The organism is Georgenia sp. Marseille-Q6866 (assembly GCF_965111665.1).
The window spans coordinates 32146-47116 of record NZ_CBCOOR010000025.1 but is presented as its reverse complement, the minus strand read 5'-3'; the positions used below and the strand labels follow the sequence as shown (position 1 = coordinate 47116).

The following is a 14971-nucleotide window of genomic DNA, read 5'->3' as shown; positions in this document are numbered from 1 at the left end:
CCCCCGTGAACGCCGCCCCCCGGGCCGGTCAGGACGGTACGGTGCCCACCATGGGGGACCAGCAGCTGCCCGTCATGGCGCGGGAGCCCGAGGAGGGCGTCGTCCGGCGCGTAGTCGTCCGCTGCTGCCTCGCGGCGGCGGCGGTCTACGTCGCCTCCTGGACGCTTGGCGCGCTCAAGGCCGCCCTGGCCCTGCTCGGGTAGGGCCGCCCGGCCTATCCTCGGGAGGTGACCTCCTCGCCCGGGCGCCCCGCCGTCCCGCCGCCCGTCGCCGTCTGGTCCAGCCCGATGACCACCCGTTTCCGCGGCCTCACCACCCGTGACGGCGTGCTGCTGCGCGGGGAGGCCGGCTGGGGGGAGTTCTCCCCGTTCTGGGACTACGACGACGCCGAGTCCCGCCCGTGGCTGGCCGCCGCTCTCGAGGCCGCCGAGCTCGGCTGGCCGGCCCCCGTCCGTGACCGGGTGCCCGTCAACGTCACCGTCCCCGCCGTCGGGCCCGAGGAGGCCGCCGCCATCGTCGCGGCGAGCGACGGGTGCCGCACGGCCAAGGTCAAGGTCGCCGAGCCCGGGCAGGACGTGGCCCAGGAGCAGGCCCGCCTCGAGGCCGTGCGCGACGCCCTCGGCCCGGGCGGGCTCATCCGAATCGACGCCAACGCCGCGTGGGACCTCGACACCGCCCTCGAACGGCTCGCCCTCCTCGACCGCGCGGCCGGCGGCCTGGAGTACGCCGAGCAGCCCTGCGCCGCCGTCGAGGACCTCGCCGCCCTGCGCCGCCGCACTGACGTCCCGATCGCCGCCGACGAGTCGATCCGGCGCGCCGAGGACCCCCTCGCCGTGCGCCGGGCCGAGGCGGCCGACGTCGTCGTCCTCAAGGTGCAGCCGCTCGGTGGCGTGCGCGCCTGCCTGCGGCTGGCCGAGGAGGTCGGGCTGCCCGTGGTCGTGTCCTCCGCCCTCGAGTCCTCGGTCGGCATCGCCGCCGGCGTCGCGCTCGCCGCCGCCCTGCCCGAGCTCCACCACGCCTGCGGGCTCGGCACCGTCCGGCTGCTCCAGCACGACACCGTCCCCGAGCCGCTCGTCCCGCACGGCGGCTACCTGCCCGTGACCACAGCCGTCCCGACCGAGGAGAGCCTCGCCGCCGTCGCCGCGCCGCCGGACGTGAGCCGCCGCTGGGGCGCCCGCCTCGCCGACGTCGCCGCCTTGGCGGGGGCGAGCCGGTGAGCGCCGAGGCGCCCGCGGCCCTCCTCGCCCGCGAGCTCGTCACCGAGCTCGTCCGCGGCGGGGTGCGGCACGTCGTCCTGTCCCCGGGCTCGCGCAGCGCCCCGCTCGCCTACGCGCTCCTCGCCGCGCACGACGCCGGGTGGCTGCGCCTGCACGTGCGCGTCGACGAGCGGGTGGCCGGGTTCGTCGCCCTCGGGCTGGCCCGCGCCGAGGGCGTGCCCGCCGCCGTCGTCACGACCTCCGGCACGGCCGTCGCCAACCTCCACCCGGCCGTCCTCGAGGCGGCGCACAGCGGCGTCCCGCTCGTCGTCCTCAGCGCCGACCGGCCCCACGAGCTGCGCCGCACCGGCGCGAGCCAGACCACCGAGCAGGTGGGCATCTTCGCCGCCGCGCCGCGCTGGGAGGCGGACCTGCCCGCCGACACGCCCCCGGCCGCCACCCGCCAGGTGGTCGTCCGGGCACTCGCCGCCGCGACCGGCGCCCGCTCCGGCGACCCGGGCCCCGTCCACCTCAACGTCGCCTTCCGCGACCCGCTCGTGCCGGCCGCGGCCTGGCAGCCCGGGGACCCGCCCGCGCGGCGGGACGTCGTCGCGGTCCGTGAGTCCGGTGGCACGGTCGACGTGCTCGCGGGCGGGCGCACGGTCGTCGTCGCCGGCGACGGCGCGGGCCCGGAGGCTGCGCGTCTCGCCGAGGCCGGGGGCTGGCCGCTGCTCGCCGAGCCGACCTCCGGCGCTCGGACCGGCGCCCACTCGGTCGCCGCCTACCGGCTCCTCCTCGCCGAGCTGGGGGAGGAGGTCGAGCGGGTCCTCGTCCTCGGGCACCCCACGCTCTCGCGGCCCGTCAGTGCGCTCCTCGCCCGCCCGGGTGTCGACGTCGTCGTCGTCGCCCCCACCGGCGCGGTGTGGCCCGACGTCGCCGGCACCGCCGCGCGGGTCGCGGGTGGCATGCGCATCCTCCCCGGCGACGACGACGGCGCCTGGCTGGCGCGGTGGCAGCGCGCCGGGGCCGCCGCGGAGGAGGTCCTCGCCGCCCACGAGGAGCTGGACGGTCTCGGCGTGGCCCGCACCGTGGCAGCCGCCTCCGCGCACGCGCCGGGCCGCCGCGAGACCCTCGTCCTCGGCTCGTCGATGACGGTCCGGGACTGGGACCTCGCCGTCCCCGCGCTCCCGGAGGGCCTGCGGGTGGTCGCGAACCGCGGGCTGGCCGGCATCGACGGCACGATCGCCACCGCGACGGGTCTCGCGCTCGCGACCGCCGCCCCGGTCCGGGCGGTCCTCGGCGACCTCACCTTCCTCCACGACGCCGGAGCGCTCCTGCGCGGCTCCCTCGAGGAGGAGGTCGACCTCCAGGTGGTCCTCCTCAACGACCGGGGCGGTGCGATCTTCGCGACCCTCGAGCACGGCGCCCCCGAGCGTGCGGTCACCTTCGAGCGGGTCTTCGGCACGCCGCAGGAGGTGGACGTCGCCGCGCTCTGCGCCGGCTACGGCGTGCGCCACACGGCGGTGGCGAGCAGGGAGCAGCTCGCGGACGTGCTCGCCGAGCCGGTTGTCGGCCGGTCCGTCGTCGAGGTGACGCTCGACCGCACGGGGCTGCGGGACCGGCGGGCGCGCCTCGCGGACCGCGTGGGCCGCGCCGTCCGGCAGGAGCTCGGCTAGGCCGCGGCCGACGGGGGCGCCTGGGGCGAGAACGTCACCCAGATGTGCTTGGTCCTCCCGGTCGTGTACCAGCCGACCTCCTGGCCGAGCCGCCGGGCGATCTGCAGCCCGAAGCCCCCGGCCCCCGGTTCGCGGCGGCCGGCGAGCACCGGCGTGGTGCTCGGGTCGTGGTCGGCGACCTCGAGCAGGTACCGGGCGCCGTCCGAGCCCAGCGTGACGATCGTCGGCGGCCGGCCGTGCTCGACGGCGTTGGCGGCGAGCTCGGAGGCGACGAGGATCATCCGCTCCGGCACGTCCGCCAGGGCACCGCGCGACGGCGGCCCGTCACCGCCGATGACCTCGCGGAGCTCGCGGCGGACCTGCTTGATCTCCTGCGCCGTCGACAGGTTCCACCGGCGCACCGTCACGTACTCCGGGGGCGGGCTGGAGGACACCAGCCCCTCGTCGGAGTCGGCGCGGTCGTCTGGGTGGGCCATGGCGTCCTTCGTCCGGGGCACGTCAGTGGGGGCGAGTACGAGCATGCGACAGGCTCGCGCCACCGGCGACCGCAGGGCCGGTCAGCGCCCGGTGAGCCGACGGCGGTCGTCCGGCAGGCGCCGCGTGCGGCCGGTGCGGTCGAGGTGGGCGAGGAGCGGGAGGACCACCCGGCGGCTCGTCCCGAGGTGGCCGCGCGCCTCGCTCACCGTGAAGGGCTGGGGGAGCTCGGCCAGCCGCTCGGCGGCGAGCTCGTCGGCGCCCGCGAGGAGGACGACGCCCGGGGCCGGGCACAGGAGGAGCCCCGCCCGCACGGCAGCGCCCTGCACCTTCGGCGTGAGACCGAGGGCGGGCAGCTCGTCGGCCGCCGGCGCCGCGAAGGGGGCGCCGTCCAGCCGGTCGTGGAGGGCTGCCACGGCCGCGCGGACGTCGGCCGGCACGTCGTCGGCGCCCGCCAGCCGCACCCGGCCGGCCTCCACGCGCAGCGGCTCCGCGACGACGGCGGCCGCGAGCTCCGCCGTCGGCAGCCCGAGCCGTTCGGCCAGCGCGGCCAGGGTGAGCGCCGGCTCGAGCGGCGCGGCGGCCGTGTGCTCGGTGACGGCCTCCACCGCCGCCCGTCCGGCCGCGGCGGCGCGTTCGGCGGACAGGAGCCACCCGCCCGCGGCGACGGCACCGGCGGGTACGCCGTCCACCGGCACGCCGATCCGCGTGAGCAGCTCGGCCGCGACGAGGCCGCGCCGGGTGACCTCGGCGGCGGCGTCCGCCTCGCCGTGCGCGCCCGCCAGCGCCTCCGCGCGCAGCCGCGCGGCGCCGCGGCGCTGCAGCGGCGGGGGAGCGGGGTCGAGCACGGTGACGGCCCACAGCCGCCGGGTGCCCGGGTCGCGCAGCAGGGCCCGGTCCCCCACCCGGAGAGGCAGCGTCCGCTCGGCCGTGAGCCGGGCGAGCCCGGGGCCGAGCGGCCGGTGGTGGACGCTGAGCACCGTCGAGCCGAGGTGGAGCAGCGGGCGCTGGGGCGGCTCACCGGTCCCCAGCCGCACCTCGCCGAGCCGGACGTCGAGGACCTCGGTGTGGTGCCAGGCGCCGGGCGTGACGAGGGGCTCGCCCCGCTCGACGCGACCTGAGACGTTGAGGGCGACGCGCGCCGGCCCCTCGGCCTCCTCGACGGGCCGTCCCAGGGACTGCACCGCGCGGACCCGGTGCCCCCCGCGGGACGAGGTGAGCCCGTCCCCGGCGCGCAGCCGCCCGGCGGGCAGCGTGCCGGTGACGACGGTCCCGGCGCCCGGCATGGAGAAGCTGCGGTCGACCCACAGCCGCACCGGCTCGTGCGCCGCCGGGCGGGGCAGGCCGGCGAGCATGGCGGTGAGGGCCTCCCGTAGCTCCGCGACGCCCTCGCCGGTGCGCGCGGAGACCGTGACGGCGGGGGCGCCGCGCAGGGACGTCGTCGCGAGCTCGGCCAGGGCGCGCTCGCGGGCGGGGGCCGGGTCGGCGAGGTCGGCGCGCGTGACGGCGAGGACACCGTGCTCCACCCCGAGGGCGTCGAGGGCGGCGAGGTGCTCGGCGGCCTGCGGCATCCACGGGTCGTCCGCGGCGACGACGAGGAGCACGGCGGGCACGGGTCCGAGCCCCGCGAGGGTGGTGCTGATGAAGCGCTCGTGGCCCGGGACGTCGACGAAGGCGACCTCGCCGGCGCCGGGCAGGGTCGTCCACGCGTAGCCGAGCTCGATGGACAGGCCGCGCCGCTGCTCCTCCTCCAGCCGGTCCGGCTGCGCACCGGTGAGCGCCGTGACGAGGGCGGACTTGCCGTGGTCCACGTGCCCCGCCGTCGCGACGACGTGCATCACCCGGCACCCGCGGCGGCGACGGCGCGGACCGCGGTGACGACGTCGTCGTCCTGCTCGGGCGGGACCGCGAGGAGGTCGAGGAGCAGGCGGCCCCGGTGGGCGCGTCCGAGGACGGGGACGGCGCCGGTACGCAGCGCCTGCGCCCACGCGGCGTCGACGGCGACGGCCGCGCTGGCCAGCTCGACACCGGGCGCCCCGCCCCCACCGACGGCCGCGACGCTCGGCACCGCCTCCGCGGCGACGTCCGGCCCCAGCGCCGCCGCGATCCGCCGGGCTCGGTCGAGGAGGGTCGCGGGGTCCGTGCCCAGCCCGGCCGGCACGGGCGGGACCGGGCCGGTGAGGGTGGCCTCGAGCGCGGCGAGGGTGAGCTTGTCGACCCGCAGCGCGCGGGCGAAGGGATGACGCCGCAGCCCCTCGACGACGTCCGCCTCACCGAGTAGCAGCCCGCACTGGGGCCCGCCGAGCAGCTTGTCGCCCGAGGCCGTGACGAGCGTGGCCCCGGCCCGCAGCGTCGCGGAGGCCGAGGGCTCCCGTGGCAGCCGCGGGTGGGGCGCGAGGAGGCCGGAGCCGATGTCCGCGACGACCGGCACCGGCAGCGTCGCCAGCTGCTCGACGGGCACGCTCGAGGTGAAGCCCGTGACCGCGAAGTTCGAGGGGTGGACCTTGAGGACGAAGGCGACGTCCCCGCCGTCGACGGCCGCCGCGTAGTCCTCCAGCCGCACCCGGTTCGTCGTGCCGACCTCCCGCAGCCGCGCGCCGACCGACTCGAGGAGCTCGGGGATCCGGAAGCCGTCCCCGATCTCGACGAGCTCCCCGCGCGCGACGACGACCTCACGCCCCGCCGCGAGGGCGAGCGTGACGAGGGCCAGCGCCGCCGCCCCGTTGTTGACGACGTGCACCGCTCCGGCGTCGGGGACCGCCCGCGCGAGGGCCTCCAGCGCGCCGCGCCCACGGCGGCCGCGCCGTCCGGTCGCGAGGTCGAGCTCGACGTCGGTCGTGCCCGCCGCCACCGTCAGCGCCTCGACCGCCGCCGCGGACAGCGGCGCCCGGCCGAGGTTCGTGTGGACGAGCACCCCGGTCGCGTTGACGACGGGACGGACCGTCGTCGCCGTCGTCGGGAGCAGGTCGAGGGCGAGGGCGACGACGTCACCCGGCTCAACCCGTCCCTGCCGGCACTCCTCGATGGCGTTGCGCACCGCGTCCTTGACGAGCGCGGGGCCCAGCCGGTCGGCGGCGGCGGCGAGGGCGGGGTCGGCGAGGACGGCGTCGGTGCGCGGCGTCGCGCGCCGGGGGTCGGGCACCACGGAGCTCCCTGGGTCGGGTTGGCGGAGGCGGACGGGAATCGAACCCGCCTGGCCGAGGTCCTCGACCACAACGGCTTTGAAGACCGCGCCCGTCACCAGACGAGGTACGCCTCCGCGGAGCAGCCTAACCACGCCGGGGTAGGAGCGCAGGTGATCGCCCGGGAAGCCGCCTAGGGTGGCTCGTGTGACGACTGCCACGTACCCCGAGCTCCGCCTCACCCAGCACGCCTCCGGGGGAGGGTGCGCCTGCAAGGTCCCGCCGGGGGAGCTCGAACGGGTCCTCGGCGGACTGCCCACGAGCACGCACCCCGACCTCGTCGTCGGCATCGAGAACGGCGACGATGCCGCGGTGGTCCGCATCGACGGCACCCGCGCGGTCATCGCGACGGCGGACTTCTTCACCCCCGTCGTCGACGACCCCTACGACTTCGGCCGCATCGCCGCGACCAACGCGCTGTCCGACGTCTACGCGATGGGCGGCACCCCGATCGTCGCGGTCAACCTCCTCGCGTGGCCGCGCGACCGCATCCCCTTCGACGTCGCCGCGGAGGTGCTGCGCGGGGGAGCGGCGGTCTGCGAGGCGGCCGGGACCGTGCTCGGCGGCGGGCACAGCGTCGACGACCCCGAGCCCAAGTACGGGCAGGCCGTCACCGGCATCGCCGACGCCGACCGTCTCCTGCGCAACGACGCCGGCCGCGCCGGCCTGCCCCTCACGCTCACCAAGCCGATCGGCCTGGGCGTCCTCAACAACCGGCACAAGGCCACCGGCGAGCGCTTCGAGGAGGCGATCGCCGTCATGACGACGCTCAACCGGGACGCCTCCCTCGCGGCGCTCGCGGCCGGTGTCCAGGCGGCCACCGACGTCACCGGCTTCGGCCTGCTCGGGCACCTGTACAAGCTCGCGCGGGCGAGCGGCGTGAGCGCCGTCGTCGACTCCGCCGCGGTGCCCTACGTCGCGGGCGCCCGCGAGTCCTTCGCCGCCGGCTACGTCCCCGGCGGCAGCCGCCGCAACCTCGAGTGGGTCCGTCCCCACCTGCGCGCGGACGTCGACGACGACGAGCTCGTCCTCCTCGCCGACGCGCAGACCTCCGGAGGGCTGCTCGTCGTCGGGGAGCTGCCCGGCCACCCCGTCATCGGGGAGCTCGTCCCCGCCGAGGAGTGGACCGTGCGCGTCCGCTGAGCCGTTCCCGTGCGCACGTCGGAGGTGCGCGCTACGGTGACCGGGAGCACACGAAGGGGGCGGTGATGGCGGCATTCCTCGGCTGGCCGGTGCTGCGGCAGCTGACCGGCACGGACGTGCTGGGCCGGGGCAAGGCCGCGCGGTCCCGCAAGACCGAGCAGATCACGCCCCGCACCGCCACCGCCGACCGTGTCGCCCGCAGCGTCTGCCCGTACTGCGCCGTCGGCTGCGGGCAGCGGGTCTTCGTCAAGGACGAGAAGGTCGTCCAGATCGAGGGGGACCCGGACAGCCCGATCTCGCGCGGGCGGCTGTGCCCCAAGGGCTCGGCGAGCAAGAGCCTGGTCACCAGCCCGGACCGCCTGGAGACGATCCGCTACCGGCGCCCCTACGGCACCGAGTGGGAGGAGCTGGACCTCGACACGGCGATGGAGATGATCGCCGACCGCGTCCTCGCCACCCGCGCCGAGACCTGGCAGCAGACCGACGCCGAGGGGCGTCACCTGCGCCGCACGATGGGCATCGCCGCCCTCGGCGGGGCCACCCTGGACAACGAGGAGAACTACCTCATCAAGAAGCTCTTCACCGCGATGGGCGCGGTGCAGATCGAGAACCAGGCCCGTATTTGACACTCCGCCACGGTCCCCGGTCTGGGGACCAGCTTCGGCCGAGGAGGGGCCACCAACTTCCAGCAGGACCTCAGCAACGCGGACTGCATCATCATCCAGGGCTCGAACATGGCCGAGGCTCACCCCGTCGGCTTCCAGTGGGTGATGGAGGCCAAGCGTCGCGGCGCCAAGGTCATCCACGTCGACCCGCGCTTCACCCGCACGAGCGCGCTCGCCGACACCTTCGTGCCCATCCGCGTGGGGACCGACATCGTCTTCCTCGGCGCGATCATCAACTACGTCCTGCAGAACGAGCTCGACTTCCGCGAGTACGTGCTCGCCTACACGAACGCCGCGACGATCCTGTCCGAGGACTACCTCGACACCGAGGACCTCGACGGACTGTTCTCCGGCTTCGACCCCGAGACCCGCACCTATGACACCTCGACCTGGCAGTACGCCGGCGTCGAGAGGACGGGGGAGGACGAGCAGGAGGGCGCCGAGGACCGGGCCACCGCCTCCGGTCTCCAGCACGAGTCCCACGGCATGCCGGTGCCCGAGGAGCCCGAGCGCGACGAGACGCTCCAGCACCCGCGCACCGTGTACCAGGTCCTCAAGCGCCACTTCTCCCGCTACACCCCCGAGCTGGTGGAGGAGGCCTGCGGGGTCTCCCCCGAGCAGCTCCAGGAGGTGGCCGAGGCGTGGGTGTCTGCCTCGGGCCGCGAGCGGACGACGGCGCTGGTCTACAGCGTCGGCTGGACCCAGCACAGCGTGGGGGCGCAGTACATCCGGACCGGCTCCATCCTCCAGCTGCTGCTGGGCAACATGGGACGTCCCGGCGGCGGCATCATGGCGCTGCGCGGCCACGCGAGCATCCAGGGGTCCACGGACATCCCCACCCTGTTCAACCTCCTGCCGGGCTACCTCGTCATGCCCGAGGCACGCCAGCACCCGGACTTCGCCGCCTGGGTGGAGGACATGGCCATGCCGGGGAGGAAGGGCTTCTGGGGCAACGGCGCGGCCTACGCCACCAGCCTCCTCAAGGCGTACTGGGGCGGTGCCGCCACCGCCGAGAACGACTGGTGCTACGACTACATGCCACGCCTCACCGGGGACCACGGCACCTACCGCACCGTGCTCGACATGATCGACGGCAAGGTCAAGGGCTACTTCCTCCTCGGGCAGAACCCGGCCGTCGGCTCCGCGCACGGGCGCGCGCAGCGGCTGGGCATGGCCCAGCTCGACTGGCTCGTCGTCCGGGACCTCTACGAGATCGAGAGCGCCTCCTTCTGGAAGGACGCTCCCGAGATCGAGACGGGGGAGATCGTCACCGAGGAGTGCGCCACCGAGGTGTTCCTTCTCCCGGCGGCCTCCCACGTGGAGAAGGAGGGCACCTTCACCCAGACCCAGCGCATGCTCCAGTGGCGGGAGAAGGCGGTCGAGCCGACCGGCGACCGCCGCTCGGAGCTGTGGTTCTTCTTCCACCTGGGCCGGATCATGCGGGAGCGCCTGGCGGAGGCGAACCTCGAGCGCGACCGGCCGCTGCTCGATCTCGCCTGGGACTACCCCGTCCACGGCGAGCACGACGAGCCCAGCGCCGAGGCCGTGCTCATGGAGATCAACGGCTACGAGGTGGCGACCGGGCGGCCGCTGTCCTCCTTCACCGAGCTCAAGGACGACGGCTCCACCGTCGGCGGCTGCTGGATCTACACCGGCGTCTTCGCCGACGGCGTCAACCAGGCCGCCCGGCGCAAGCCGGGGTCCGAGCAGACCCTCGTCGCCCCCGAGTGGGGCTGGGTCTGGCCGGCCAACCGTCGCATCCTCTACAACCGTGCCTCCGCCGACCCCGAGGGCAAGCCGTGGAGCGAGCGCAAGGCCTACGTGTGGTGGGACGAGGAGAAGGGGGAGTGGACGGGCCAGGACGTGCCCGACTTCGAGCGGACCAAGCCGCCGTCCTACCGGCACGAGCCTGGTGCCGAAGGGGTCGACGCCCTCGACGGGACCGACGCGTTCATCATGCAGGGCGACGGCCGTGGGGCCCTGTTCGTGCCCAGCGGGCTCATCGACGGGCCGATGCCCACGCACTACGAGCCGGTCGAGTCGCCCTTCCGCAACGCGCTGTACGGGCAGCAGGCCAACCCCACCCGCGTGGAGTACCGCGACCCCGTCAACCCGATCAACCCGAGCCCACCCGGTGACGGCAGCGACGTCTTCCCCTTCGTCTTCACCACGAGCCGGCTCACCGAGCACCACACGGCGGGCGGGATGAGCCGCACCCTGGCCTACCTGTCGGAGCTGCAGCCGGAGATGTTCGTCGAGGTCTCCCCGGTGCTCGCCGAGGAGCGGGGGCTCGAGCACCTCGGCTGGTGCCACGTCGTCACCGCTCGGGCGGCGGTCGAGGGACGCGTGGTCGTCACCGACCGGCTGCGCCCGCTCCGGGTGGCCGGGCGCGTGGTGCACCAGGTGTGGCTGCCCTACCACTGGGGCAGCAACGGCCTGGTGACCGGCGACTCCGCCAACGACCTCTTCGGCATCAGCCTCGACCCGAACGTCCTCATCCAGGAGACCAAGGCGGGGACCTGCGACGTGCTGCCGGGGCGCCGGCCCCGCGGCCCGCAGCTCACCGCACTCGTCGCGGAGTACCGGCAGCGGGCCGGCACCGAGACTCACCAGCCGATCGTCACCGCCGACCCCCGCGCCGTCACCCGCTCCGACGGTGCCGACGACGCCCCGTACCGACCAGCCGAGGGGAGCTGACATGGCCGGCAGGAACAGCCTCTTCGGGCCGGTGGACCCAGCAGTGGACGCGGGGTACGTCGACCCGCCGCCACGCAAGGGCTTCTTCACCGACACGAGCGTGTGCATCGGCTGCAAGGCGTGCGAGGTCGCCTGCAAGGAGTGGAACCTCGTGCCCGGCGGGGAGGATTTCGACCTCCTCGGACAGTCCTTCGACAACACCGGTTCGCTCGGCGCCAACACCTGGCGTCACGTCGCCTTCATCGAGCAGCAGCGGCCCACCGTCAACCTCGGCATGCCCGGCTCCGGGCCCCCGGCCCCGACCGGCGGGCAGGAGACGAGCATGCCCGCGGGGACGGTGGCGACCGCCCCGCAGACCGACACCGGCGACGGCCCGATGATGTCGGACGAGGAGGGCGCGCAGGCCGACTTCCGCTGGCTCATGTCCTCGAACGTGTGCAAGCACTGCACGCACGCCGGGTGCCTGGACGTGTGCCCCACGGGCGCGCTTTTCCGCACCGAGTTCGGCACCGTCGTCGTCCAGGACGACGTGTGCAACGGCTGCGGGTACTGCGTGCCGGCCTGCCCCTACGGGGTCATCGAGCGCCGCCGCGGTCCGGCAGGTGCCCTCAACGTGGGCATCGCCCAGAAGTGCACCCTGTGCTACGACCGGCTCGGTGACGGGCTGCAACCTGCCTGTGCCCAGGCCTGCCCCACGCAGTCGATCCAGTACGGGGACGTCGACGAGCTGCGGGAGCGGGCCGAGAAGCGCCGGGGCGAGCTGCACGAGCAGGGCGTGGCGGAGGCCCGTCTCTACGGCCACGACCCGAACGACGGCGTCGGCGGCACCGGCGCCTTCTTCCTCCTCCTCGACGAGCCGGAGGTCTACGGCCTGCCGCCCGACCCGGTCGTGCCGACGTACTACCTGCCGAAGATGTTCAACCGCGCCAGCGCTGCCGCCGGCGCGCTGCTCGCCGGGGCAGCACTCGTCTTCCTGGGGAAGCGGTGAGCGCCCCGGCGCAGGCGCGCCGTCCGCGCACCCGGCGTGACCGGTCCGAGCCGCAGACCGTCCCGGACGTCGAGTTCACGTCCTACTACGGGCGCCAGGTGGTCAAGGCGGCACCGTGGGACGTGCGCATCCCCCTCTACATGTTCGCCGGCGGTCTCGCCGCCGGCTCCTCGCTCCTCGCCGCGGGCGCTCAGCTCACCGACCGCCCGGACCTGCGGCGGGTGGGACGACTGGTCTCGATGGGCGCGCTCGGCGTGAGCCTCGGGGCGCTCGTGAGCGACCTGGGCCGACCTGAGCGCTTCCTCAACATGCTCCGCACGGTCAAGCTCACGTCCCCGATGTCGGTCGGGACCTGGTTGCTCAGCATCTACGGCGCCCCGGCTGGCGTCGCCGCACTGGACGAGGTGGTCCGGATGCTGCCCGTACAGCCCGACGCCGGAGCGGTTCGGCTGCTCCGTGCGGTCGGGAGGCCCGCCGGCGTCGCGGCCGCGCTCACCGCCCCACCCGTGGCCGCCTACACCGCCGTCCTCCTGTCCGACACGTCCACGCCGTCGTGGCGCGAGGCCTACCGGGAGCTGCCCTTCGTCTTCTGCGCCTCCGCGGCGGCCGCCTCCGGCGGCGCGGCGATGGTGGCCACCCCCGTGGCGCAGGCGGGCCCGGCCCGGAGGCTGGCGGTCGCGGGCGCGGTCGCCGAGCTCGTTGCCGAGCAGGTCATGGAACGTTCGATGGGTCTCACGGCCGAACCGCTCCACACCGGCACCGGCGGGCGCTACATGCGTGCCGCCAAGGCGCTGACGGCGGCCGGGGCGGTCGGCACGCTGCTCGCCGGGCGGCGCCGCTGGGCCGCCGTCCTCAGCGGCGCGGCGCTCGCGGCCGGGTCCTTCTGCACCCGGATGGGCGTCTTCGAGGCCGGCCAGGCCTCGGCCCGCGACCCGAAGTACACCGTGGTGCCGCAGCGCGAGCGTGTGGAGCGCGGTGAGGAGGTGCGGTTCACGCCGCGGGGGGAGGCAACCCCGTGAGCGACGCCGTCGCCCCTCTCGGGATCGTCGACGCCATCGGGCCGGCCGGTGAGAAGAAGGTCGCCCTGCCCGCGTGGCAGCTCGTGCTGCGGGCCGTCCTCGCCACCTACCTGCTCGGCGCGGCGACGACCCTCGCGGTCATGGTCCAGGTGCAGACCGGGATCCCCGTGCTGGGCTCGCTCCTCTTCCCGATCGGCCTCACGCTCGTCGTCCTGCTCGGCCTCGAGCTCGTCACCGGCGCCTTCGGCGTCGTACCGATGGCCGTGCTCGAGCGGCGCGTCAGCGTCGCCGGCTGTCTGCGCGTGTTCTGGTGGCTCGTCGTCGGGCACCTCATCGGCGGCCTGGCCGCGGGCTGGATGATCAGCGCGGTCCTCACCGGGATGGGGACGATCACCGACGAGCCCACCGCCCAGGCCCTCGTCGACCTCGCCGTCGACAAGACCCTGCGCTACGAGGAGGCCGGCCCGGCGACCGGGCTCACCTGGGCCACCCTCAGCGCCGTGCTGTGCAACTGGCTCGTGGCGCTTGGCGTCATCATGGGCTTCTCCTCCACGAGCCTGGCCGGGAAGATCCTCGGGATCTGGATGCCGATCCTCACCTTCTTCGCCCTCGGCTACGAGCACGCCGTCGTCAACTTCTTCGTCATTCCCACCGGGATGATGCTCGGCGCCCCGATCGGGGTCGACGACTGGTGGCTGTGGAACCAGATCCCCGTGCTCGTCGGCAACTTCATCGGCGGCCTCACCCTCGCGGCGCTGGGCCTCTACTTCTCCCACCGCACCCGCCCCCGCCGCCCCGAGGACGACGTCGAGGCGGAGCACCGCGACGCCCAGACGGCGTAGGCCGCCCCGCGGGCCACGATGCGTCGCACCTCCGGCTCATCCCGACGGCCCAGGACGGGCGACGCGTGATCGGAAAGGGCGACCCAAGCTGGGAGAGGGCGCGGCGCCCGCGCGAGCCGGACGCGCAGCGCTCAGGTGACGATGCGCTCGCGGCCGGCGTAGACGTTGGCGGAGTCGCCGCGGCTGAAGCCCACGAGCGTCATCCCCACCCCCGCCGCGAGCTCCACCGACATCGCCGAGGGCGCGCTGACCGCGGACAGCACGGCGATCCCCGCCATGTGCGCCTTCTGGACGAGCTCGAAGGACGCCCGGCCGGAGACCTGGAGCACGCAGCGGCGCAGCGGCAGGCCACGCTCGCGCAGCGCCCAGCCCACGACCTTGTCGACGGCGTTGTGCCGGCCCACGTCCTCGCGCAGGCACAGCAGCTCGGCCCGCCCGTCGTCCGCGACCGCGAAGAGCCCCGCCGCGTGGACCCCGCCCGTCTCGGCGAAGAGCCGCTGCTCGCTGCGGATGCGGTCGGTCATGGCGAGCAGCTCGGGGAGCGGCACGCGGACGTCGTCGGCCACGGGGAAGCGGGAGGCGCGGGTGACGGCGTCGATCGACGACGTGCCGCAGATGCCGCACGCGCTGGAGGTGTAGACGTGGCGCTCGTGGGCGGTGCCTGGCGGTGCGACGCCCGGGGACAGGTGGACGTCGACGATGTTGTAGCTCCGGGTGCCGTCCGGGTTGACCCCCGGACCGTAGGCGACGCCGGCCACCTGCTCCGCGTCCCACACCACGCCCTCGGAGACGAGGAAGCCCAGCGCGAGGTCGAAGTCGTCGCCCGGGGTGCGCATGGTGACGGTCCACGCGGCGCCGTCCACGCGCAGCTCCATCGGCTCCTCACCGGCGAGGACGTCGCTGCGCGGACGGCTGGTGCCGTCGACGGAGAGCCGCTCGACGCGGTGCCGCCTGGTCCGTCGCACCCGTCCTCCTCGCCCGGTCGTCCGGCCCCGATCGTATCCGCGGGGGACGCGCGGCGCGCCACCCAGGAAGCTCCCAGGTGCCACCCAGAGCCGGACAAGGTCCGCGGTGTTCCCTGGGGGAAGA

12 protein-coding genes and 1 tRNA gene are annotated in these 14971 nt (G+C 75.3%); 8 read left to right on the top strand and 5 right to left on the bottom strand.

The genetic code is table 11. The features are described 5' to 3' along the window. The 3 genes from ACWPXV_RS15990 to menD form a co-directional block, all read left to right on the top strand. The coding region (locus ACWPXV_RS15990) for a hypothetical protein (protein WP_454086142.1) at nt 1–203 on the top strand (203 nt) is incomplete at its 5' end. Nucleotides 204–227: 24 nt separating this feature from the next. Continuing rightward, nucleotides 228–1217 (top strand): o-succinylbenzoate synthase, encoded by a 990-nt coding sequence (locus tag ACWPXV_RS15985; protein WP_454086141.1) that lies wholly within the window; start codon nt 228–230, stop codon nt 1215–1217. Further along, the gene (gene menD / locus ACWPXV_RS15980) at nt 1214–2872 is read left to right on the top strand and encodes a 2-succinyl-5-enolpyruvyl-6-hydroxy-3-cyclohexene-1-carboxylic-acid synthase (protein WP_454086140.1); all 1659 of its coding nucleotides are present in this window, start codon (nt 1214–1216) and stop codon (nt 2870–2872) included. Before ACWPXV_RS15985 ends, menD begins: the two co-directional genes overlap by 4 nt. Here the strand turns inward: menD and ACWPXV_RS15975 are convergent. The 4 genes from ACWPXV_RS15975 to ACWPXV_RS15960 all read right to left on the bottom strand — a co-directional run bounded on the left by ACWPXV_RS15975 (nt 2869) and on the right by ACWPXV_RS15960 (nt 6605). Beyond that, nucleotides 2869–3348, bottom strand: coding sequence for an ATP-binding protein (locus ACWPXV_RS15975; RefSeq protein ID WP_454086139.1), 480 nt, complete (start codon nt 3346–3348; stop codon nt 2869–2871). The genes menD and ACWPXV_RS15975 overlap by 4 nt on opposite strands. A gap of 81 nt (nt 3349–3429) precedes the next feature. Next, nucleotides 3430–5184, bottom strand: coding sequence for a SelB domain-containing protein (locus ACWPXV_RS15970; RefSeq protein ID WP_454086138.1), 1755 nt, complete (start codon nt 5182–5184; stop codon nt 3430–3432). Next, the gene (gene selA, locus ACWPXV_RS15965; RefSeq protein WP_454086137.1) at nt 5184–6488 is read right to left on the bottom strand and encodes an L-seryl-tRNA(Sec) selenium transferase; all 1305 of its coding nucleotides are present in this window, start codon (nt 6486–6488) and stop codon (nt 5184–5186) included. Before selA ends, ACWPXV_RS15970 begins: the two co-directional genes overlap by 1 nt. A gap of 22 nt (nt 6489–6510) precedes the next feature. Continuing rightward, a tRNA-Sec gene (locus ACWPXV_RS15960) sits at nt 6511–6605 on the bottom strand. A gap of 70 nt (nt 6606–6675) precedes the next feature. On the opposite strand from ACWPXV_RS15960, the gene selD reads away from it, so the two are divergent. The 5 genes from selD to ACWPXV_RS15935 all read left to right on the top strand — a co-directional run bounded on the left by selD (nt 6676) and on the right by ACWPXV_RS15935 (nt 13882). Further along, complete coding sequence (gene selD, locus ACWPXV_RS15955) at nt 6676–7671, top strand: selenide, water dikinase SelD (RefSeq protein WP_454086136.1); 996 nt, start codon at nt 6676–6678, stop codon at nt 7669–7671. A 65-nt stretch (nt 7672–7736) separates the two neighbouring features. Then, the gene (gene fdh, locus ACWPXV_RS15950; RefSeq protein WP_454086135.1) at nt 7737–11033 is read left to right on the top strand and encodes a formate dehydrogenase; all 3297 of its coding nucleotides are present in this window, start codon (nt 7737–7739) and stop codon (nt 11031–11033) included. Between the two features lies 1 nt (nt 11034). Beyond that, nucleotides 11035–12021 (top strand): 4Fe-4S dicluster domain-containing protein, encoded by a 987-nt coding sequence (locus tag ACWPXV_RS15945; RefSeq protein ID WP_454086134.1) that lies wholly within the window; start codon nt 11035–11037, stop codon nt 12019–12021. After that, nucleotides 12018–13040 carry an NrfD/PsrC family molybdoenzyme membrane anchor subunit gene (nrfD, locus tag ACWPXV_RS15940; protein WP_454086133.1) on the top strand — a complete coding sequence of 341 codons (1023 nt, stop codon included), beginning with the start codon at nt 12018–12020 and terminating at the stop codon, nt 13038–13040. Before ACWPXV_RS15945 ends, nrfD begins: the two co-directional genes overlap by 4 nt. Further along, a complete protein-coding gene (locus tag ACWPXV_RS15935) occupies nt 13037–13882 on the top strand; it encodes a formate/nitrite transporter family protein (RefSeq protein WP_454086132.1) in 846 nt (281 codons plus the stop codon). The genes nrfD and ACWPXV_RS15935 overlap by 4 nt, the downstream gene beginning before the upstream one ends. A gap of 131 nt (nt 13883–14013) precedes the next feature. Here the strand turns inward: ACWPXV_RS15935 and fdhD are convergent, their stop codons facing one another. Next, complete coding sequence (fdhD, locus tag ACWPXV_RS15930; RefSeq protein ID WP_454086131.1) at nt 14014–14847, bottom strand: formate dehydrogenase accessory sulfurtransferase FdhD; 834 nt, start codon at nt 14845–14847, stop codon at nt 14014–14016. Between the last annotated feature and the right edge of the window lie 124 nt (nt 14848–14971).

Excerpts from the sequence above, each read along its gene's own strand:
- ACWPXV_RS15975 (WP_454086139.1), bottom strand. The coding sequence starts at position 3,348 with ATGGCCCACCCAGACGACCGCGCCGACTCCGACGAGGGGCTGGTGTCC.
- ACWPXV_RS15970 (WP_454086138.1), bottom strand. The coding sequence starts at position 5,184 with ATGCACGTCGTCGCGACGGCGGGGCACGTGGACCACGGCAAGTCCGCC.
- ACWPXV_RS15945 (WP_454086134.1), top strand. The coding sequence starts at position 11,035 with ATGGCCGGCAGGAACAGCCTCTTCGGGCCGGTGGACCCAGCAGTGGAC.